We start from the raw sequence: 19,788 nt of genomic DNA on the forward strand, positions 1-19,788 counted from the left end.
CCCGTCATGACGCATCACTTCTCGCGCCGGCGCTTCATCCAGATCAGCGCTGCGGTCGCCGGTCTCTCGATCGCTCCGCTTGGCACGCCGCGCGCCAAGGCCGACACCAGCCTGGTCCAATGGCGCGGCACCCTGCTCGGCGCCGTCGCGACCATCAAGCTGCACCATCACGACCCACATGAGGCGGAGCGGCTGATCGCGCTATCGATCACCGAAGCGCGCCGGCTGGAACGGCTGTTCAGCCTGTACCTGACCGACTCGGCCCTGGTCGCCCTCAATCGCACGGGCGTGCTGCTCGATCCGGCTCCGGAGCTGGTCGACATCCTCGCGCGCTCCCAGCGCTATGCGGAGTTGACCGATGGCCGCTTCGATCCCACCGTGCAGCCGCTCTGGGCGCTCTACGCCGACCACTTCGCGCGGCCCGATGCAGATCCGAGCGGCCCACAACAACCAGCCGTAGCCGATGCACTGGCGCGCGTGGGCTGCGGCAAGCTCTCGATCAACCACGATCGCATCGTCATGCCGCGCGGCACGACGCTCACCCTGAACGGCATCGCGCAAGGCTATGTCACCGACAGGATCGTCGAGCTCTTGCGCAGCCAGGGCGTGCAGCAGAGCCTCGTCGACATGGGCGAGGCCCGCGCGATCGGGGCGCGTCCGGACGGTCAGCCCTGGGAGATCGCGATCGAGGATCCCGAGCACACCGAACGCACCGTCGCGATGCTCCCGATCGTCGACCGCGCCGTCTCGACATCAGGCGCCTACGGCTTCCGCTTCGATCCGCAAGGCCGCTTCAACCATCTGTTCGATCCACGCAGCGGCGGCTGCGCGCAGCGCTATCGCAGCGTGACGACGGTCGCGGACAACGCCACCGCGGCGGATGCGCTGTCCACCGCCTTCAGCCTGATGTCGCCATCCGAGATCCGCGCCGTGCTGCCCCGCTCGGGGATCGAGCGCGTCCACCTGATCGACGCGACCGGGGCGGCCAGCGACCTCGTCGCCTGAGCGCCGCCATCGCGCGACCGCCTCGAATCTTCGCAACTCAAGCGCGGGCCGCCCACATCGGCGGGAGTGATAGCGGCTGCGCATCTTGCGCCGCGGCGCACCCAAGGCTCATCTTCCTCCGCGCATTGGAACCTGCTGCTCACGTGGCTTCGTTGTTAGTTCAATCCCCAACATGAATTCTCGTTAAACCGGCAACGTTTGCCGTGACGGCACGTTTGATGGACAGCAGCAACGCCGCTCCCCCGTCACGTCCGATCGAGGATCACGTCCATGAACGTCAGCGAATTCGTTTGGCACCGCCTGTCCGAATGGGGTCTCCACCGCGTCTATGGATATCCCGGCGACGGCGTCGGCGGGCTGGATGTGGCGCTCGACAAGGCACAGGACGTCATGAGCTACGTCCAGGTGCGGCATGAGGAGATGGCCGCATTCATGGCGTCGGCGCATGCCAAGTTCACCGGACAGCCGGGGCTCTGCTACGCCACGTCAGGTCCCGGCGCGATCCATCTACTCAACGGGCTCTATGATGCGAAGATGGATCACGTGCCCGTGGTCGCGCTGGTCGGCCAGGCCGCGCGGGCCTCAATCGGCGCAAGCTACCAGCAGGAGGTCGATCTCAAGACGCTATTCAAGGATGTCGCGGAATATGTCGAACAGGCGACCGTGCCGGAGCAGGTCCGCCATCTCGTCGATCGCGCCGTCCGCATCGCGCATACAAGACGCACGGTGACCTGCATCATCCTGCCGAAGGACCTGCAGGAGATGGACTATGAGGATCCGCCGCTCAAGCATGGCACCACGCACACGGGCCTCGGCTATGCCGCGCCGGCGCAGGTTCCGGATGACGCGCAGCTGCGCGCAGCCGCGGAGGTGCTGAACAGCGGCCGCAAGGTCGCGATGCTCGTCGGCGCCGGCGCGCTCGATGCAACTGATGAAGTGATCGCGGTCGCCGAGCGGCTGCAGGCCGGCGTGGCGAAAGCGCTGCTCGGCAAGGCTGCAGTGCCGGACGATCTTCCCTTCGTGACCGGCTCGATTGGCCTGCTCGGAAGCAAGCCGAGCTGGGACATGATGAAGTCCTGCGACACCTTCCTGATGGTCGGCTCCGCCTTTCCCTACAGCGAGTTCCTGCCGAAGCCTGGCGATGCCCGCGGCGTGCAGATCGACATCGACGGCACCAGGCTCAGCCTGCGCTATCCGATGGAGGTCAATCTCGTCGGCGACAGCGCAGCGACCTTGCGCGCGCTGCTGCCGATGCTGGAGCAGAAAAAGAAGGACAGCTGGCGCAGCGGCATCGAGGACGGCATCCGCGACTGGTGGAAGACACTCGAGCGCCGCGCGATGGATTCCGCCGATCCGCTCAATCCGCAGCGCGTGTTCTGGGAGCTGTCGCCGCGGCTGCCGGACAATGCGATCATCACCGCCGATTCCGGCTCGGCGGCGAACTGGTATGCGCGCGATCTCAAGATGCGGCGCGGCATGAAGGCCTCGCTCTCCGGCGGCCTTGCCTCGCTCGGCGCCGGCACGCCTTACGCGGTCGCCGCCAAGATGGCCTATCCTGAGCGCACCGTGATCGCCTGCATGGGCGACGGCGCGATGCAGATGAACGGGCTGAACGTGATGATCACGATCGGCAAATATTGGCGCGAGTGGAGCAATCCCCGCCTCATCGTGCTCGTGCTCAACAACCGCGATCTCAACCAGGTCACCTGGGAGGAGCGCATTCAGCTCGGCACGGGCAAGACGCTGTCGACGCAGAGCATCCCGGACTTCTCCTACCACCGCTACGCCGAGCTGATCGGGCTCAAGGGCATCTTCGTCGATGATCCCGATCACGTCGGCGCCGCCTGGGACGAGGCGCTCGCGGCCGACCGTCCCGTGATCCTCGAGGCCTACACAGATCCGAACGTGCCGCCCTTGCCGCCGCACATCACGCTCAAGGACGCCAAGAACTTCATCAGCATGATCCCCTCGGAGCCGGAGCTCGGCAGCGTGCTGAAGAACAGCGCCAAGGAGCTCGTCACCAGCATCCTGCCGGGGAAAGACTGATGCACGCGGCCGTTCCGATTGAGAGCATTCGCGTGAGTGCCTTCGAGATCCCGACCGACCGGCCAGAGGCGGACGGAACGATCAGCTGGACGTCGACGACCATGGTGCTGGTCGAGGCGTTCGCGCGCGGCAAGATCGGCATCGGCTACACCTATGCGCATGCCTGCATCGGCCGGCTGATCTCCGACACCCTGGCGCCGCTGGTGGAAGGCAGCGACGCACTCGCGCCCGAGCTTACGTGGGCCGCGATGCAGCGCGCGATCCGCAATCTCGGCCGCCAGGGCTTGGCGGCCACCGCAATCTCGGCAATCGATACCGCGCTGCATGATCTCAAGGCGCGGCTGCTGGATCTGCCGCTCTGCGCGCTGCTCGGCAGCTTTCGCGAGGAAATCCCGATCTATGGCAGCGGCGGCTTCACCAGCTATTCGGATGACGAGCTGCGCAGGCAGCTCGCGGGATGGGTCGCCGAGCAGGGCTGCGCTTACGTCAAGATGAAGGTCGGCTCCGATCCTGCGCGCGATCCGCATCGGGTCGAGGTCGCCAGGCTCGCGATCGGGGAGCGCGCGGCATTGTTCGTCGATGCCAACGGCGCCTACAGCCCCAAGCAGGCACTCGGGCTGGCGCAGCCTTTCTCGGATCTCGGCGTGAGCTGGTTCGAGGAGCCTGTGTCGTCGGATGATCTGGCCGGCCTGCGGCTGGTCCGCGAGCATCTTCCCGCAGGGATCGATGTTGCGGCCGGCGAGTACAGCTACACGACCGATCAGGTGCGCAACATGCTGCAAGCCGGCGCGGTCGACGTCCAGCAGGCCGACATCACACGCTGTGGCGGCATCACCGGCTTCCGGCAGATCGCCGCGCTGTGCGACGGGTTTCACACCGATCTCTCCGGCCACTGCGCGCCGTCCCTGCATCTGCACGCCGCCTGCGCGGCGCCGCGGCTGCGCCATCTCGAATGGTTTCACGACCATGTCCGCATCGAGCACATGCTGTTCGACGGCGCGCCGCGGCCGAAGGACGGCAAGATCCGTCCCGACCTCACCCGCCCCGGGCATGGCCTTGTCTTCAAGCACGCCGATGCGGCGCGCTACGCAGTGAGTGCGACATGAGCAACGACACCGATTGGCTGATAGGAGCCGGCCTCGCTTTCTCCGCCATCGCCGCGACGGCGATGTTGCAACCGAAACGTCCAACCAAACTCTCGGCGACGCTGGCGAGCCTGCCGCAGCGCGCAGGCCCGCATCCGCGCGCCGCTGTCCGCGCCGCGCGCCGGCTCAATCGCGCCGCGGGCATGCTGGCGGCCTCGGTGCTCGCCGACAGCAGCGTCGAGCATTATCGCGGCTCGTTCAAGAACAAGGCGATGTATACGCCGCTGGCCGTGTCGGCACTCACGCTCGCGATGAGCGCGCACGGCACCGCCGACCGGCGACCCTGGGCGCACCGGCTGCGCGATGGCAGTTACCTGCTCGCCGCCGCCACCGGCCTCGCCGGCACCGGCTTCCACGTCTACAACGTCACCAAGAAGGTCGGCGGCTTCAGCTGGCAGAACCTGTTCTATGGCGCGCCGCTCGGCGCACCGATGGCGATCCTGCTGTCGGGCCTGCTCGGCTTCTGCTCCGAGCGCGTGCGCGACACCAGCCGCGCGCAGCGGCCGCATGTGTTCGGCCTGCCGGCCGCCCGCACCATCGCGGCGGTCACGGCGGCCGGGCTGCTCGGCACCTCAGGCGAAGCCGGGCTGCTGCATTTCCGCGGCGCGTTTCACAACCCGGTCATGGCCGTGCCCGTGACCTTGCCGCCGCTCGGCGCCGCGCTGCTGTTCAATGCCGCCGCGCGCGATCCCGATGATGACCAGAACCGCAGGCATCCTTTGACACGCGCCTGGATGTGGTTGCTGGCGGCAATGGGTTTCATCGGCGTCGGCTTCCACGCCTATGGCGTGTCGCGCAACATGGGCGGCTGGCGCAATTGGAGCCAGAACATCCTGGCCGGACCGCCGCTGCCGGCACCGCCGAGCTTCACCGGTCTCGCGCTCGCCGGCCTCGCCGCGCTCGGCCTGATGCGGGAGCATCCCGATGCATGATCGTTCGCACCCACCCGCGATTCCAAATCGCTATCCGGACTACGACGTGCTCGCCAAGCGCAACGGACCGTCGTGGAACGAGAAGACGCGCGAAGTGATCGCCGAACGCCTGTCGGTCACGACGACGCCGCAGTTTTTCTCCGCCAGCGAATTCCAATTGATCCAAGCGATTGCCGCGCGGATCGTTCCTCAGCCATCAACACGGCCGCCGATCCCGGTGGCTGCGCTGGTCGATCGCAAGCTCCACGCCGATATCGCCGACGGCTATCGCACTGATGGAATGCCCCGCCACCGCGAAGCGTGGCGGCGCGGCTTGCGCGCGCTCGAGGCCGAGGCGCTCGCAGCATTTCACCAGCCATTCGCCGAACTCTCGGAGGCGACGCAGGATCGGTTGCTCCAGCGCGCTGAAGCCGGCGAGCTCAAGGCCGCCGACTGGGGCGACATGCGCTGCGACGAGTTCTTCAAGCGCCGCCTGCTGCACGACATCGTGCTGGCCTACTACGCGCACCCGACAGCATGGAGCGAGATCGGATGGGGCGGCCCCGCCAGCCCGCGCGGCTATGTGCGTCTCGACGTCAACGAGCGAGATCCGTGGGAGCCGGCCGAAGCCGAGCCGGGCCACGAGACTGACGCTGCAAGGACGAACCGCCATGTCCGATAAAATGTCCGATGATCCGCAGACCACGCCGCGCGCAACGGGCGGCCGCGTTCCCGACGTGTTCCGCCCCGGCGGCTGGGTGCCGATGCGCAGCTATCGCGACGACGAGGCGGTCGATTTCGTCATCGTCGGCACCGGCGCCGGCGGCGGCACGCTCGCCTGCAAGCTCGCCGAATATGGCTTCTCGGTCGTCGCGCTCGATGCCGGTCCCTACTTCCGTCCGCTGGAGGACTTCGCCTCCGACGAGGCCGAGCAGACCAAGCTGTACTGGACCGACGATCGCATCACCGACGGCGCCAATCCGCTGCAGCTCGGCAGCAATAACAGCGGCAAGGCGGTCGGCGGCTCGACCGTGCATTTTGCGATGGTGTCGCTGCGCTTCCGGCCCGAATGGTTCAAGTCGCGCACCTTGCTCGGCTATGGCGCCGACTGGCCGATCGACTGGCGCGAGATGTGGAGCTACTACACCGAGGTCGAGCAGGCGCTGAAGATCTCAGGCCCGGTCACCTATCCCTGGGGACCGAAGCGGCCGCGCTATCCCTATCGCGCCCATCCGCTCAACGCCGCCGCGCGCGTGCTCGCACGGGGATGCGAGGCGCTCGGCATCTCCTGGACCGAGACGCCGCTCGCCACGCTCTCGGCGCCGCGCGGCCTCGCCCATCCTTGCGTGTATCGCGGCTTCTGCGTCGCCGGGTGCTCGACCAACGCCAAGCAGAGCGCGCTGGTCACCTGGATTCCGCGCGCCCTCGCTGCCGGCGCCGAGATCCGCGATCTCGCGATGGTCGGGCGCATCGAGGTGGATGACCACGATCTCGTGACGGGCGTGCACTACCATCGCAACGGCGGCTGGCACTTCCAGCGCGCCCGCAACGTCGTCGTCGCCGGCTACGCGATCGAGACGCCGCGGCTGCTGCTCAACTCGGCCACCGACCGCCACCGCGACGGCCTCGCCAACAGCTCCGGCCTTGTCGGCAAGAACCTGATGACGCAATCCAACCAGGCCGTGTGGGGGCTGATGGAGGACGAGATCCGCTCCTACAAGGGCCCGCCCTCGCTCGCGATCACCGAGCACTGGAACTACGAGGACAAGGGCAAGGACTTCTTCGGCGGCTACGCCTATATGAGCCAGGGCCCGCTGCCGCAGCTCTGGGCCAATACGCTGGCGCAGGCGCGCGGGCTGTGGGGATCGCGTCTCGTCGCGGAGATGACCAACTATAATCATGTCGCCGGCCTCAAGATCGTCGGCGAGATGCTGCCGCAGGAGCGCAATCGCGTGACCTTGGCCGACGAGGTCGATCAATACGGCCTGCGCATACCCCGCGTGACCTATTCCTGGTGCGACAACGACCGCCGCCTGATCGACCACTCGCTCGCCTTCATGACGCGCGCGCTGCAGGCCGCGGGCGCCAACGACATCTGGACCCAGGACGACGACACCTGCCATCTCAACGGCACTGCGCGGATGGGCGATGATCCGCGCAGCAGCGTCGTCGATGCCGACTGCCGCAGCTGGGACATCCCCAATCTCTGGATCTGCGACGGCTCGGTGTTCCCAACCGTCGGTGGCGTCAACCCGTCGCTGACCATCCAGGCCATCGCCTGCCGGACGGCAGACCGCATTCGCGCGATGGCACAACGCGGCGAACTGGCGCGACCGGCCAGGCGCGGATTACAGACGCGCGCAGCCAGCCAACCTGCATGAGCCGTAAAGAAGACACAAAAACGAAAACGCCCGCAGCCGAAGCTGCGGGCGTTCCGGTATCTTTGGTTGCGGGGATAGGATTTGAACCTATGACCTTCAGGTTATGAGCCTGACGAGCTACCGGGCTGCTCCACCCCGCGTTAACTTTTGCACGGCCTTCAGGGAATTGTCGGGTGCTCCTGGCTGACGCGTCTGAGCGCCGCCGAGTTCATCCCAAAGGCTTCCTGAGAAGGCTTGAGCCCGTCGGCCGGTTCGGCCATCGGGTGCGGGCGGTATGTACCAATGCGAGGCTGGTTTGGGAAGGGTCTTTTGGAAGTTTTTTTGCCGGATTGTGACAGCGGCCAGCCGAATCCGTGCCCCTGAAAAATCCAAGTGAAATCATATAATTAAAGTTGAAAGCGCGAAAGATGCTGCTCGGCGGCGGCACAACGTCCGCGGTTGCGCGCGAGGGCCGCCTCAGGGGCAACAGCTACTGCGGCGAGGCGCAGGCCCGTCCCGCCCGCCGACCATTCGGCAGCATCGCCCAGTCACCGCGCTTGCCAACGGTTCCTCAACGCGGCAGCTTCGACGGCGAACCAGAACGACGGCCGGAACGCGGCCGCAGCCCATGCGAGGACACGTCGATGGACCACTCCCTGAAGAGCCCCCCGGTCACCGCGCTCGACGACACCTTTCACGCCATGATCGAGGCCTCACGCAGCGCGTCGCCACCGGATCTCGCTGCGCGGCAGGACAGCCTGCGGCGGCTACGGGCCATGCTGGCCGACAATGAGAAGCGCCTGGAGCAGGCGATATCGGCGGATTTCGGCCATCGCTGCGCCGTGGAGACCACCATCGCCGAAACGCTGTTCCTGCAAACCGAGCTGAAGCACACATTGAAGATGCTGCCGCGCTGGATGGCGCCGCGGCGGATCGCGACCTCGCTGCAGTTCTTCCCCGCGCGCAACCGGCTGATCCCGCAGCCGCTCGGCGTTATCGGCATCATCGCGCCCTGGAACTATCCGCTGCAGCTCACGCTCGCGCCCGCGATCGGCGCCATCGCGGCCGGCAATCGCGTGCTGATCAAGCCGAGCGAGCTGACGCCGCAATTCTCGGCGCTGCTGCGCGAGCTGATCGCTGCGGCATTCGATTCCATCGAGTTGTCCGTCACCGGCATCGAGGAGGGTGTCGCGCAAGCCTTTGCGGCCCTGCCCTTCGATCACCTCGTCTTCACCGGGTCGACACGCGTCGGCCGCATCGTGGCTGAAGCTGCGGGGCGCAATCTGACGCCGGTCACGCTCGAGCTCGGCGGCAAGTCGCCGACCATTGTCGATGTCTCCGCCGATCTCGACGAGGCCGCCGAGCGCATCGCCTATGCCAAGCTGCTCAATGCGGGACAGACCTGCATCGCGCCCGATTACGTGTTCGTGCAGGAAGCGCGGCGTGACGCCTTCGCCGGCAAGCTCCACGGCCACATGCTCAGGATGTTCGGCACCAACCCAGCCAATGGCGACTACACCTCGATCATCTCCGACCGGCACTATCAGCGGCTCGAAGGCCTGTTGCGCGATGCGATCGCGCGCGGCGCCAAACCTTTGAGCGCAACGAGCCCGGAAGATCCTGCCTGGAAGAAGTTGCGGAAATTCCCGCCGACGGTCGTTGTCGGCGCAACTGCCGAGATGGCGATCATGCAGGAGGAGATCTTTGGTCCGCTGCTGCCGATCCTGACCTATCGCGACGCCGACGAGGTGATCCGCTTCATCAACGCCCACGACCGGCCGCTGGCGCTGTACTGGTTCGGCAAGGACGGGGCCGCGCGCGACGACGTGCTGGCGCGCACCGTGTCGGGCGGCGTCACCATCAACGACTGCCTGCTGCATTTCGCGCAGATGAACCAACCGATGGGCGGCGTCGGCGCCTCCGGCGTCGGCCACTATCACGGCGAATGGGGCTTCAACAGCTTCAGCAAGCTGAAGCCGGTGTTCTATCGCTCGCCCTTCAATCGCATGAAGGATCTCTATCCGCCCTACGGCGCCAGCATCGCCCGGATCGAGAAGCTGCTGCGGTTTCTGAGCTGATCAACACCTGATCACGGGGCGCGCGAAGCGCGAACCCGGAATGACGGCAAAACAACACGAAGTCCATCAGGGAGAGATAGCGCGTGGCGGAGGACGTCGATTTCATCGTCGTGGGCGGCGGCAGCGGCGGCGCGACGGTTGCGGGGCGGTTGTCCGAGGATCCGGGCACATCGGTGATGCTGCTCGACGCCGGCGGACGCAACGACAATTGGATCGTCACCACGCCCTACATGCTGTTCCTGATGGTCGCAGGCCCCGTCAACAATTGGTCGTTCACGACCGTGCCGCAGCCGGGCCTCAACGGCCGCATCGGCTATCAGCCGCGCGGCCGCGGCCTCGGCGGCTCCTCGGCAATCAATGCGATGGTCTACATCCGGGGCCACCGCGCCGACTATGATCGGTGGGCCGCGCTCGGCAACACCGGCTGGTCGTATGACGACGTCCTGCCCTATTTCAAGCGCGCCGAGAACAATGCCGAGTTCAATGGCGCGTATCACGGCCAATCCGGTCCGCTGCCGGTCAACCGGCTGCGCACCGACAATCCCGTGCACGAGATCTTCCTCCGGGCCGCCCGCGAGGCGCAGTTTCCGATCCGCGAGGACTTCAACGCGGAGACCCAGGAAGGGCTCGGCCTCTATCAGGTGACTCAAAAGAACGGTGAGCGCTGGAGCGCGGCGCGCGCCTACATCCAGCCGCACCTCGGCATACGCCGCAATCTCCGCGTCGAAACCGCGGCGCATGCCTCGCTGATCCTGTTCGACAGCAAGCGCGCCGTCGGCGTGAAGTATCGCCAGGGCAAGGAGGTGAAGGAGATCCGCTGCCGGCGCGAGGTGATCCTGGCCTCCGGCGCGTTCCAGACCCCGCAACTCCTGATGCTCTCAGGCGTCGGCGATGCGGCTGCCCTGGCCAGGCATGGCATTGCCAGCGTGCATCATCTGCCGGGCGTCGGCCAGAACCTGCAGGACCATCCCGACTTCATCTTCGCCTACACCTCGGACAACCCGAACTTCTCGTCGCTGTCGCCGAAGGGTATTAGGAGGCTGCTCGCCGGTATCGGTCAATACCGGCGCGAGCGGCGCGGCGTGCTGACATCGAACTTCGCCGAATGCGGCGGCTTTCTGAAGAGCGACCCCAACCTCGACATTCCCGACATCCAGCTGCATTTCGGCATGGCCGTCACCGACGATCACGGCCGCAAGCGCCACGGCAACGGATTCTCCTGCCACTTCTGCCTGCTGCGGCCGAAGAGCCGCGGCACCGTGGCGCTCAGAAATGCCGATCCGCTGGCGCCGCCGCTGATCGATCCGAACTTCCTCGGCGACGAGGACGACGTTGAGGCGATGGTCGCCGGCTACAAGACCACGCGGCGGCTGATGGAGACGCCGGCGATGCGGAGCCTCGCCACGCGCGACCTGTTCACCTCCGACGTCAGGACCGACGACGACATCCGCAGCGTCCTGCGGGCCCGCGTCGACACCGTCTATCACCCCGTCGGCACCTGCAAGATGGGCGTGGATGATTCGCTCGCCGTCGTCGATCCTCAGCTGCGCGTGCACGGCCTGTCCGGCTTGCGCATCGTCGATGCCTCGATCATGCCGACCCTGATCGGCGGCAACACCAATGCGCCGACGATCATGATCGGCGAGAAGGCCGCGGACATGATCCGGGGCGAGATGCGCGCCGATTAGGTCAGCAGGAAGCCGCCGTCGACGGTGACCACGCTGCCGGTCATGTAGCGCGACGCGTTCGAGGCCAGCAGTATGATGGCGCCGTCGAGATCGCTCTCATGGCCGACGCGCCGCTGCGGGATGCGCTTGATCAGCTTCTCGCCGGCCGGAGTCTCCCAGACGTCGTGGTTGATGTCGGTATCGATGTAGCCCGGCGCCAGCGCATTGACGCGGATGTTGTTGGCGGCGAGCTCGAGCGCCAGCGCCTTGGTCGCCTGCACCACGCCGGCCTTGGAGATCGCGTAAGGCGAGATGAACTTCACCACGCTGAAGCCAAGCACCGAGGCGATGTTGATGATGTTGCCGCCTGCTTGGCGCGCGATCATCCGGCGTGCGACCTCGGTCGCGGCGAAGTAAGCGCCCTTCAGATTGGCGCCGATCACGGCGTCCCAATCGGCCTCGCTCTGCTCGACGGCGAGCTTCTCGACTGCGATGCCGGCATTGTTGATCAGCACGGTGATCGGGCCGAGCGCCGCCTCTGCGGCATCCATACCCTTGGTAATCGAGGCATTGCTGGTCACGTCCATCTCGACCGCGACGGCGCGGCCGCCTTTCGCCTTGACCTCCTCCTCCAGCGCCTTGAGCTTGCCGGTCTGCCGCGCGGCGAGCGCGACCGCTGCGCCATGGGCGGACAGCACGCGGGCGAACTGCCGGCCGAGCCCCTGGCTCGCGCCGGTGATCAGAATCACTTCGCGGCTGACGTCGAACAGATTGGACATGGCGATACCCTTGCGTTTCCCTCATTTCTTTGGCGCGAATTGATACAGACGATTTGAAGGAGCGAGAAGGCGAATTGTTTACGGCAGCGGCTCTACAACCACTGCATATCAGTCATGAATCCTTTCGACCTCGCCGCTTGTATTGCCCTGATGGTCGCCGTCTACAGCGGCTTCGCCACCGGTCTGCTGCGCAGTGCGATCACGATCCTCGCTTACCTGCTTGCGATGCCGCTTGCGATGGGGGCGGTGGCGGCCATGAGCCCGCAGCTTCAGGATGTGCACGGCGCGCCGCTGGCGCAGAACTGGCTGCAATTCTTCGCGGCCTTCGTGGTCATCGGCGTCGCGCTGGGCAAGATCGGGCGCATCATGCTGGACGAGGCGATCGGTTCCGAAGCCGGCTTCGGAGATCGCCTGGCCGGCGCGCTGCTCGGCGCGATCAGGGTCGGCATGGTCGCGACCACGCTCGTTCTGGTCTTCGATCGGATCGTCCCGCCGGACCGCCAGCCGCGCTTCCTCGAGGGCTCAAAGCTGCGGCCGATCCTCTCGCTCGCAGGCGCCAAAGGCTTCCGCTCGCTGCCGCCGGAGGTCGCCGGTCTGATCGATCGGCTGAAGCAGGAGCGGCGCATCTGAGCGCGAGCCATGCCATTTGGAGCCATGCCATCTGGAGCCATGCAAATCGGCACGGGACGGCTGCCCTTATCAGCGGCGGCCGGCTTGGCTAGAATGCGCGCATCATCCAGCCACTGACATATCGGAGTGATCAATCGTGGATCTCGGGATCAAGGGCCGCCGCGCCATCGTCTGCGCCTCCAGCAAAGGATTGGGCCGCGCCTGCGCCATCGCGCTCGCCAATGAGGGCGTGCATGTGACGATTACCGCCCGCGGCGCCGAGGCACTGGCCAAGACCGCGGCCGAGATCCGCGCCGCCAATCCCGGCATCACGGTGACCGAGGTCGCCGGTGACATCACCACGCCGGAAGGGCGCGCCGCTGTGCTCCAGGCCTGCCCGGATCCGGACATCCTGATCAACAATGCCGGCGGCCCGCCGCCCGGCGATTTCCGCAACTGGACCCGCGACGACTGGATCAAGGCGATCGACGCCAACATGCTGACGCCGATCGAGCTGATCAAGGCTGTCGTCGACGGCATGATGGCGCGCAAGTTCGGCCGCATCGTCAACATCACCTCGGCCGCGGTGAAGGCGCCGATCGACATTCTCGGCCTGTCCAACGGCGCCCGCGCCGGCCTCACCGGCTTCGTCGCCGGCCTGTCGCGCAAGACCGTGATCAACAACGTGACGATCAACGCGCTGCTGCCGGGCCCCTTCGAGACCGACCGGCTGCGCTCGACGGCCAAGGGCGAGGCCGAGAAGCGCGGCGTCACGCCGGAGCAGATCCTCGCCGACCGCGCCAAGACCAACCCCGCCGGCCGCTTCGGCGATCCCGAAGAATTCGGCGTGGCCTGCGCGTTCCTGTGCGGCGCGAAGGCGGGCTATATCACCGGGCAGAACATCCTGCTGGATGGCGGCGCGTTCCCGGGGACGCTGTAAGCGCAGCATCTGCTGTCGCTGATTTTTGGGTACAGCGGTCGCTGCGCGCGTACCTCTCCCCGCTCTTGTCCGCCGTAGCTCGAAGAGCGAAGGCGGATGCGGGGAGAGGTCGGATTGCATCGAAGATGCGATCCGGGTGAGGGGGTACAGGTCTCTCGCCGAACACTCCCGGCGCGTAGGCCCCTCTCACACCTCCCGTGCGGCTGCCCCTCACCCCAACCCTCTCCCCGTGAAGAACGGGGAGAGGGAGCACACCGTACGCGCGGAAGCCAGCCGGGCTCGAACTAAGAACTACTGCTTCGTGATCTCGTCCTCGTCGCGCTGGCTCGGGCTCGACGAGTCCGCCGTGGTCCGCCCTTCTGTCCAGTCGATGCCGAACGCATCGAGTCCTTCCGCCAGCAGATCGCCCAGCATCGGCTCGCCCAGCAGGTAGCGCGCGGTGTGGCGGTCGCGCTGGCCGGCGGCTTCGCGGCGCAAATCGTCCCATTCGTCGATGTCACCGTCGCCGCGGCCGAGCCGCATCAAGGCGACGAGATCGGTCTGCTCGTCCTCGCTCATCGCGTTGATGAAGCCGGTGATCTCGCGCACGACCGGATCGTCGCCGGTATCCTGAAGCACGTCGATCATGTCGTCATCGGCGGCATTCGAGCCGGAATCGTCGTCGGTCGCCTGCTCCTTGACGTCGAACTCGCGCGCCTTCTCGATCAGGAAGGCGACTTTCTCCGGTGAAATCGTCAGCTCGGGCATGACACTCTCCTCTTGGACTGGCCACGACAACGCCTGTTCCGGAGAGTCGATCCATTGCACTGGAACGCGCGACGCGGCATCGTCGCCGCCACCAAGAACAAGATGGGGAAACGTGCATGCGGTGGACGGTCGGCCGGGTCAGGATCACCAAATTCACCGAGCTGGAGACGGTCGGCGGCACCCGCTTCATCCTGCCGCAGGCGACGCCGAAGGCGATCCGCGAGCTCTCCTGGCTCACCCCCGATTTCGCCTCCGCCGAAGGCAGGCTGAAGATGTCGATCCACAGCCTGGTGCTGGAGACCCCGACCAGCCGCATCGTGGTCGATACCGGCCTCGGCAACGACAAGCAGGGCCGCAGCGTGCCGATATGGAATGCCCGCTCGACGCCCTTCCTGGAGACGATGAGCGCGGCCGGCTTCCCGCCTGACAGCATCGACATGGTGATCTGCACGCATCTCCATGTCGATCATGTCGGCTGGAATACGCGGCTCGTCGACGGCCGTTGGGTCCCGACCTTCCCCCATGCGCGCTACATCTTCGGCGGTTCCGAATATCAGCACTGGCGCGACCACAGCGAGTCCGCCGACGAGACCGCGACCTTCGCCGATTCCGTGCAGCCGATCGTCGCGGCCGGCAGGGCCGAGTTGGTCGCGAGCGATGCCGTCATCAGCGACGAGATCACGCTGATCCCGACACCCGGCCACAGCCCGGGCCATGTCAGCCTGCACATCCGCTCCGATGGTGCGCAGGCCCTGCTGAGCGGCGACGTCGCGCACCATCCCTGCCAGATGGCGCATCTCGATTGGAGCTCGACCGTCGACGTCGACCCCGTTCAGGCCGCCGCCACCCGGCAGGCGCTGTTCTCGCGCTTCGCCGAAACTGGCACGCTCGTGATCGGCGGCCATTTCGACGCCGGGCATATCCGACGCGACGGCGCCGCTTTTCGCTTCGAGGCAGTGCCGGGCAGCGGCAGCGCATAGCCCGCGAGGTTGAATTTCGCCCCGCCATGCTCCATGACAGGGCTCTGGAATACCAAGGATCTGAGGGAGAGAAACCAATGAAGCTCGTTCGCTACGGCGACAAAGGCGCGGAAAAGCCGGGCCTGATCGATGCCTCCGGCCAGCTGCGCGACCTGTCGGCCCATGTGAAGGACCTCGATGGCGCTGCCTATGCGCCGGAGTCGCTGAAGAAGCTCGCCGCGCTCGATCCGGCCTCGCTGCCCGCCGTCTCCGGCAAGCCGCGTCTCGGCGCGCCCGTCACCGGCATTTCCAAGTTCGTGGCGATCGGCCTCAACTACTCCGACCACGCCAAGGAGACCGGCAACCCGATCCCGGCCGAGCCGATCTTCTTCCTCAAGGCCAACACCGCATTGTGCGGTCCCTATGACCAGGTCGAAAAGCCGCGCGGCTCGACCAAGCTCGACTGGGAGGTCGAGATCGCCGCGATCATCGGCACCCGCGCCAAGTATGTCTCCGAGGCCGAGGCGCTGAACCACGTCGCCGGCTACACGATCTGTAACGACGTCTCCGAGCGCAACTTCCAGATCGAGCGTCTGGGCCAGTGGACCAAGGGCAAGTCGCACGATACGTTTGGCCCGGTGGGCCCGTGGCTCGTCACCAAGGACGAGATCCCGGACGTGCAGAACCTGTCGATGTGGCTCGACGTCAACGGCCAGCGCCGCCAGACCGGCACGACGGCAACGATGATCTTCTCGATGGCCAAGTGCATCTCCTACGTCTCGCAGTTCATGACGCTGCTGCCGGGCGACATCGTCACCACGGGCACGCCTCCCGGCGTCGGCATGGGCATGAAGCCGCCGACCTTCCTCAATGTCGGCGACGTCGTCACGCTCGGCATCGAGCGCCTCGGCGAGCAGCGCCAGGAGATCATCGAGGCGTAACGTCGAGACGTCAGGCGGCCCCGATCTTCAACGTCGTCATGCCCGGGCTTGACCCGGGCATCCACGTCTTGAACGGCGGGCCATTACAGAGCCCTTGGATGGCCGGGCCTTCGCCGCGCCGAAGGGGCTTCGGCCCCGCAGGCGGGTCAAGCCCGGCCATGACGACGGAAAGAGCATTCCAGGAGCATCACATGAAACTCACCTTCTCGCCCGCCTCACCGTTCGCCCGCAAGGTGCGGATCGCCGCCATCGAGCTCGGCCTGATCGACCAGATCGAGTTCACGCCGGCCACCGTGATGCCCGGCCAGGCCAATGACGAGTACATGAAGATCACGCCGCTCAAGAAGCTGCCGGTCCTGATCCTCGACAATGGCGACGTCATCCTGGATTCCTACGTCATCGTCGAATATCTCGACGAGCTCGCCGGCGGCAACAGGCTGATCCCCGCCTCCGGCCCGTCGCGATGGAAGGTCAAGAGCGAGCATTCGATGCTGCAGGGCATGCTCGATTCCATGCTGCTGTGCCGCTACGAGGCGATGGTGCGCCCGGAGGGCACGCGCTGGCAGGCCTGGTCCGACGATCATTGGAACAGGGCCTGGATGGGCATGGCGCGCTTCAATGCGCAGCCCGACCTGCTGACGCGCCCGTTCGACGTCGTCTCCATCGGCCTCGTCTGCGTGCTCGGCTATGCCGATTTCCGCTTCGCCGATTGCGGCTGGCGCAAGGCCTATCCGGCGCTCGACGCCTTTCACCAGAAGATGCTGGAGCGCGAGTCCGTGAAGATCTCCGTTCCCCCGGCCGCGTAACTGTCTGGAAGAAAGTGCCGCGATGCTGAAATTCTCGGTTGCCGACACGACCATCCATCGCATCATCGAGCAGGAGACCACCTTCCTGCCGGCGCGCGACATGTTTCCGGATCTGACGCCGGAGATGCTGGCGGCCGAGCGCGAGGCGTTGCGGGCCGCGAATGCACTGGATGCGCAGGACACCTTGATCCTGTGCTTCCAGTCCTACGTGGTCAGGACGCCTCGCCACACCATCCTGATCGACAGCTGCATCGGCAATGACAAGCCGCGCGCACGGCCGGTCTGGAACATGAAGAGCGACGACACCTACGTGCGGGCGCTCGCCGCCGCCGGCATCGGGCTCGACGACATCGACGTCGTGATGTGCACGCATCTCCACACCGATCATGTCGGCTGGAATACGCGACTCGACAATGGCCGCTGGGTGCCGACGTTTCCCAAAGCGCGCTACGTGTTTGCACAAACCGAATACGACTATTGGGTCGCGCAGAATGCCAAGGCCGAGGTGCCGCCGTTTGCCGACAGCGTGCTGCCGGTGGTCGAGGCGCAGCGGGCCGACATCGTCAGCGACGACTTCGCGATCGGCGATCATGTCCGCTTTGCGCTCACGCCGGGGCACACGCCGGGCCATATCGCGGTTGCCGTCGGCAAGGGCAAGGACGACGCGGTCTTCGCCGGCGACCTGATCCACACGCCGTTGCAGCTCGCTTATCCGGAGCTGTCACCAAGGTTCGATGTCGATCCCGCACAGGCCGCCGTGACGCGGCGCGCCTTTCTCGACCGCTATTGCGACACGCCGACACTGTGTTGCACGGCGCATTTTCCGTCGCCCTCGGCCGGCCGCATCACGCGCAAGGGCAACGGCTTCGCCTGCGAGGCGATCTGACGCGCGGTCTGCCGGCCGCGCGCTCGCGTCAATCGAACAGGCTCGGCGTGTAGTTCACCGCCGCGCCCTCGATCGCCAGCATCTTCAGCTTGGTGTCGACGCCGCCATTGGCCGAGAAGCCACCGGGCTTGTTGCCCGCCGCAAGCACGCGATGGCACGGCACCACGATCGGACACGGGTTGCGTCCGAGCGCCTGGCCGACCTCGCGCGACAATTCCACGCCGCCGAGCTGCTTGGCGATGTCGCCATAGGTCAGCGTCTGCCCCGGCGGGATCCGCCGCGCGATGTCGTAGACGCCGCGCTGGAACGCGCTGACACCGTCGAGATCGAGGTCGACATCGCTGAGGTCATCGGGCTCTCCGGCCAGCAGCGCCTCGATGCGGGCGATGACGCGCTGCACATGCGGCGGCGGCTCAGCCTCCACGATCCCGGCATCCCGCTGCTGCATCCGCGTCCTGATCTGCGCCGCGCTGCCCATCGGCAGTTGCACCGCGTTGATGCCGCGTGGGCCCCAGGCGATCGCACAGGTGCCGATCGCGGTTTCGAACAGTGCATAAAGGTGGTCTGACATGGCGGGCTCCATCGTCGCTCTGCCCCGTATCATCGGCTGAGCAAATTAGGCTTGGAGAATGTTGCGATCCACCCGGATTCTGCCAATGTCGACAGGTGGAGCGGGAGAGGCAGCCCGGCGAAGACCGGGCGCCTGCGTCGAGGAAGCAAGCCAGGAGAGCGCCATGAAGCTGACACCGGAGCAGATCGCATTCTTCAACCGCGAGGGCTGGCTGTTCCTGCCCGAGCTGTTCAGCCCGGAGGAGACCGCCTTCCTCGCCCGCGAGGCGGAGGCGATCTATGCGGCCGACAGGCCCGAGGTCTGGCGCGAGAAGAGCGGCGCGCCGCGGACGGCGTTTGCAGCGCATCTCTACAATGACGCGTTCCGCGTGCTGGCAGCGCATCCGCGCATGATCGAGCCGATCGAGCAGATCTTTGGCGAGAAGCTCTACATGCATCAGTTCAAGATCAACGCGAAGTCGGCCTTCACCGGCGACGTCTGGCAATGGCACCAGGACTACGGCACCTGGAAGCGCGACGACGGCATGCCCGAGCCACGCGCCATGAACATCGCGATCTTCCTTGACGAGGTGATGCCGATCAACGGTCCCTTGATGCTGGTGCCGCGCAGTCAGCATGCCGGCGATCTCGAGGCCTCGCACGATCTCGCCACCACATCCTATCCGCTGTGGACGCTCGACGAGGCGACGGTGACGCGCCTCGTCGCTGAGGGCGGCATCGTCGCGCCGACCGGCAAGCCCGGCGGCATGCTGATGTTCCACGGCAATCTCGTGCACGGCTCGGCCGGCAACATCACGCCCTATCCGCGCAAGATCGTGTACCTGACGCTGAACGCGGTCTCGAACCACATTCGTACTCCGACAAGGCCGGAGTACATTGCACACCGCGACTTCACGCCGATCGAAACGCTGCCCGACGATGCGTTGCTGCAGCTTGCGCGCGCGCATCGCGAGGCGGCGGAGTAAGGCACGCCTCTCGCCACAAAAGAGGTCGTCATGCCCGGGATTGACCCGGGCATCCATCCTCTCGGGAAAGCCGCCCGCTGAGAGATGGATGCCGGGTCTTCGTCGCCGAAGCGGCTTCGGCCCCGCAAGCGGGTCAAGCCCGGCCATGACGACGGAATGAGTAGCTGCATATCGCGATCATCTTTGGACCTAGACATTATTATGAACCTCCATTCCCTCCTCCAAGCCCGCGCTGCCGCCGGCAAGCCTGTCCGTGTCGCGCTGATCGGTGCCGGCAAGTTCGGCTCGATGTTCCTGTCGCAGGTGCCGCATGTCGCGGGCCTCGAGGTGCCCATCATCATCGATCTCGATCCAGAACGTGCGCGTGATGCCTG

19 protein-coding genes and 1 tRNA gene (1 of these 20 running past the window's edge) are annotated in these 19,788 nt (G+C 66.2%); 16 read left to right on the forward strand and 4 right to left on the reverse strand.

What is annotated here, in order from left to right:
* Positions 1–6: 6 nt before the first annotated feature.
* The 6 genes from ACVILH_RS03160 to ACVILH_RS03185 all read left to right on the forward strand — a co-directional run bounded on the left by ACVILH_RS03160 (position 7) and on the right by ACVILH_RS03185 (position 7,488).
* Positions 7–1,005, forward strand: a complete 999-nt coding sequence (locus ACVILH_RS03160; protein ID WP_456711582.1) for an FAD:protein FMN transferase — start codon at positions 7–9, stop codon at positions 1,003–1,005.
* Between the two features lie 270 nt (positions 1,006–1,275).
* Positions 1,276–3,051 (forward strand): thiamine pyrophosphate-requiring protein, encoded by a 1,776-nt coding sequence (locus ACVILH_RS03165; protein ID WP_456711583.1) that lies wholly within the window; start codon positions 1,276–1,278, stop codon positions 3,049–3,051.
* Positions 3,051–4,157 carry an enolase C-terminal domain-like protein gene (locus ACVILH_RS03170; RefSeq protein ID WP_456711584.1) on the forward strand — a complete coding sequence of 369 codons (1,107 nt, stop codon included), beginning with the start codon at positions 3,051–3,053 and terminating at the stop codon, positions 4,155–4,157. The genes ACVILH_RS03165 and ACVILH_RS03170 overlap by 1 nt, the downstream gene beginning before the upstream one ends.
* On the forward strand, positions 4,154–5,128 hold the full coding sequence (locus ACVILH_RS03175; protein ID WP_456711585.1) for a hypothetical protein: 975 nt from the start codon (positions 4,154–4,156) through the stop codon (positions 5,126–5,128). The genes ACVILH_RS03170 and ACVILH_RS03175 overlap by 4 nt, the downstream gene beginning before the upstream one ends.
* Positions 5,121–5,789 (forward strand): gluconate 2-dehydrogenase subunit 3 family protein, encoded by a 669-nt coding sequence (locus ACVILH_RS03180; RefSeq protein WP_456711586.1) that lies wholly within the window; start codon positions 5,121–5,123, stop codon positions 5,787–5,789. The genes ACVILH_RS03175 and ACVILH_RS03180 overlap by 8 nt, the downstream gene beginning before the upstream one ends.
* A 1-nt stretch (position 5,790) precedes the next feature.
* Positions 5,791–7,488 carry a GMC family oxidoreductase gene (locus ACVILH_RS03185; protein ID WP_456716860.1) on the forward strand — a complete coding sequence of 566 codons (1,698 nt, stop codon included), beginning with the start codon at positions 5,791–5,793 and terminating at the stop codon, positions 7,486–7,488.
* A 63-nt stretch (positions 7,489–7,551) separates the two neighbouring features.
* On the opposite strand, the gene ACVILH_RS03190 is transcribed toward ACVILH_RS03185, so the two are convergent.
* Positions 7,552–7,628, reverse strand: a tRNA-Met gene (locus ACVILH_RS03190).
* 483 nt (positions 7,629–8,111) lie between these two features.
* Here ACVILH_RS03190 and ACVILH_RS03195 point away from each other — a divergent pair.
* Together ACVILH_RS03195 and ACVILH_RS03200 are read left to right on the forward strand one after the other, a co-directional pair.
* Entirely contained in the window at positions 8,112–9,545 is a 1,434-nt protein-coding gene (locus ACVILH_RS03195) for a coniferyl aldehyde dehydrogenase (protein WP_456711587.1), read from the forward strand.
* Between the two features lie 83 nt (positions 9,546–9,628).
* On the forward strand, positions 9,629–11,233 hold the full coding sequence (locus tag ACVILH_RS03200; protein ID WP_456711588.1) for a GMC family oxidoreductase: 1,605 nt from the start codon (positions 9,629–9,631) through the stop codon (positions 11,231–11,233).
* Here ACVILH_RS03200 and ACVILH_RS03205 read toward each other — a convergent pair.
* Positions 11,230–11,991, reverse strand: coding sequence for an SDR family NAD(P)-dependent oxidoreductase (locus ACVILH_RS03205; protein WP_456711589.1), 762 nt, complete (start codon positions 11,989–11,991; stop codon positions 11,230–11,232). The genes ACVILH_RS03200 and ACVILH_RS03205 overlap by 4 nt on opposite strands.
* Before the next feature lie 114 nt (positions 11,992–12,105).
* Here ACVILH_RS03205 and ACVILH_RS03210 point away from each other — a divergent pair, with 114 nt between their 5' ends.
* Positions 12,106–12,621, forward strand: a complete 516-nt coding sequence (locus ACVILH_RS03210; protein WP_456711590.1) for a CvpA family protein — start codon at positions 12,106–12,108, stop codon at positions 12,619–12,621.
* Positions 12,622–12,757: 136 nt separating this feature from the next.
* Complete coding sequence (locus tag ACVILH_RS03215) at positions 12,758–13,540, forward strand: SDR family oxidoreductase (RefSeq protein WP_006612387.1); 783 nt, start codon at positions 12,758–12,760, stop codon at positions 13,538–13,540.
* A gap of 291 nt (positions 13,541–13,831) precedes the next feature.
* On the opposite strand, the gene ACVILH_RS03220 is transcribed toward ACVILH_RS03215, so the two are convergent.
* A complete protein-coding gene (locus ACVILH_RS03220) occupies positions 13,832–14,287 on the reverse strand; it encodes a DUF3775 domain-containing protein (RefSeq protein ID WP_006612388.1) in 456 nt (151 codons plus the stop codon).
* Between the two features lie 116 nt (positions 14,288–14,403).
* On the opposite strand from ACVILH_RS03220, the gene ACVILH_RS03225 reads away from it, so the two are divergent.
* The 4 genes from ACVILH_RS03225 (at position 14,404) to ACVILH_RS03240 (ending at position 17,879) form a co-directional block, all read left to right on the forward strand.
* The gene (locus ACVILH_RS03225; protein ID WP_456711591.1) at positions 14,404–15,267 is read left to right on the forward strand and encodes an MBL fold metallo-hydrolase; all 864 of its coding nucleotides are present in this window, start codon (positions 14,404–14,406) and stop codon (positions 15,265–15,267) included.
* 77 nt (positions 15,268–15,344) lie between these two features.
* Positions 15,345–16,187 carry a fumarylacetoacetate hydrolase family protein gene (locus ACVILH_RS03230; protein ID WP_456711592.1) on the forward strand — a complete coding sequence of 281 codons (843 nt, stop codon included), beginning with the start codon at positions 15,345–15,347 and terminating at the stop codon, positions 16,185–16,187.
* A gap of 191 nt (positions 16,188–16,378) precedes the next feature.
* On the forward strand, positions 16,379–16,993 hold the full coding sequence (locus ACVILH_RS03235; RefSeq protein WP_456711593.1) for a glutathione S-transferase family protein: 615 nt from the start codon (positions 16,379–16,381) through the stop codon (positions 16,991–16,993).
* A gap of 22 nt (positions 16,994–17,015) precedes the next feature.
* The gene (locus tag ACVILH_RS03240) at positions 17,016–17,879 is read left to right on the forward strand and encodes an MBL fold metallo-hydrolase (protein ID WP_456711594.1); all 864 of its coding nucleotides are present in this window, start codon (positions 17,016–17,018) and stop codon (positions 17,877–17,879) included.
* A gap of 28 nt (positions 17,880–17,907) precedes the next feature.
* On the opposite strand, the gene ACVILH_RS03245 is transcribed toward ACVILH_RS03240, so the two are convergent.
* Positions 17,908–18,450 (reverse strand): methylated-DNA--[protein]-cysteine S-methyltransferase, encoded by a 543-nt coding sequence (locus tag ACVILH_RS03245; protein WP_456711595.1) that lies wholly within the window; start codon positions 18,448–18,450, stop codon positions 17,908–17,910.
* Positions 18,451–18,613: 163 nt separating this feature from the next.
* Here ACVILH_RS03245 and ACVILH_RS03250 point away from each other — a divergent pair, with 163 nt between their 5' ends.
* Together ACVILH_RS03250 and ACVILH_RS03255 are read left to right on the forward strand one after the other, a co-directional pair.
* Positions 18,614–19,414, forward strand: coding sequence for a phytanoyl-CoA dioxygenase family protein (locus ACVILH_RS03250; RefSeq protein WP_434893457.1), 801 nt, complete (start codon positions 18,614–18,616; stop codon positions 19,412–19,414).
* A 201-nt stretch (positions 19,415–19,615) separates the two neighbouring features.
* Positions 19,616–19,788, forward strand: the 5' portion of a protein-coding gene (locus tag ACVILH_RS03255) for an NAD(P)H-dependent oxidoreductase (protein ID WP_456711596.1). The gene runs 1,132 nt beyond the window's last position; the window shows 173 of its 1,305 coding nt (coding positions 1–173); its start codon is at positions 19,616–19,618; the stop codon falls past the right edge of the window.

The sequence above is a fragment of the Bradyrhizobium sp. USDA 4353 genome (assembly GCF_054063215.1).

Excerpts from the sequence above, each read along its gene's own strand:
- ACVILH_RS03160 (WP_456711582.1), top strand. The coding sequence starts at position 7 with ATGACGCATCACTTCTCGCGCCGGCGCTTCATCCAGATCAGCGCTGCG.
- ACVILH_RS03210 (WP_456711590.1), top strand. The coding sequence starts at position 12,106 with ATGAATCCTTTCGACCTCGCCGCTTGTATTGCCCTGATGGTCGCCGTC.
- ACVILH_RS03185 (WP_456716860.1), top strand. The coding sequence starts at position 5,791 with ATGTCCGATGATCCGCAGACCACGCCGCGCGCAACGGGCGGCCGCGTT.
- ACVILH_RS03240 (WP_456711594.1), top strand. The coding sequence starts at position 17,016 with ATGCTGAAATTCTCGGTTGCCGACACGACCATCCATCGCATCATCGAG.
- ACVILH_RS03175 (WP_456711585.1), top strand. The coding sequence starts at position 4,154 with ATGAGCAACGACACCGATTGGCTGATAGGAGCCGGCCTCGCTTTCTCC.
- ACVILH_RS03170 (WP_456711584.1), top strand. The coding sequence starts at position 3,051 with ATGCACGCGGCCGTTCCGATTGAGAGCATTCGCGTGAGTGCCTTCGAG.
- ACVILH_RS03245 (WP_456711595.1), bottom strand. The coding sequence starts at position 18,450 with ATGTCAGACCACCTTTATGCACTGTTCGAAACCGCGATCGGCACCTGT.
- ACVILH_RS03230 (WP_456711592.1), top strand. The coding sequence starts at position 15,345 with ATGAAGCTCGTTCGCTACGGCGACAAAGGCGCGGAAAAGCCGGGCCTG.
- ACVILH_RS03195 (WP_456711587.1), top strand. The coding sequence starts at position 8,112 with ATGGACCACTCCCTGAAGAGCCCCCCGGTCACCGCGCTCGACGACACC.
- ACVILH_RS03220 (WP_006612388.1), bottom strand. The coding sequence starts at position 14,287 with ATGCCCGAGCTGACGATTTCACCGGAGAAAGTCGCCTTCCTGATCGAG.
- ACVILH_RS03250 (WP_434893457.1), top strand. The coding sequence starts at position 18,614 with ATGAAGCTGACACCGGAGCAGATCGCATTCTTCAACCGCGAGGGCTGG.
- ACVILH_RS03180 (WP_456711586.1), top strand. The coding sequence starts at position 5,121 with ATGCATGATCGTTCGCACCCACCCGCGATTCCAAATCGCTATCCGGAC.
- ACVILH_RS03225 (WP_456711591.1), top strand. The coding sequence starts at position 14,404 with ATGCGGTGGACGGTCGGCCGGGTCAGGATCACCAAATTCACCGAGCTG.
- ACVILH_RS03235 (WP_456711593.1), top strand. The coding sequence starts at position 16,379 with ATGAAACTCACCTTCTCGCCCGCCTCACCGTTCGCCCGCAAGGTGCGG.
- ACVILH_RS03165 (WP_456711583.1), top strand. The coding sequence starts at position 1,276 with ATGAACGTCAGCGAATTCGTTTGGCACCGCCTGTCCGAATGGGGTCTC.
- ACVILH_RS03205 (WP_456711589.1), bottom strand. The coding sequence starts at position 11,991 with ATGTCCAATCTGTTCGACGTCAGCCGCGAAGTGATTCTGATCACCGGC.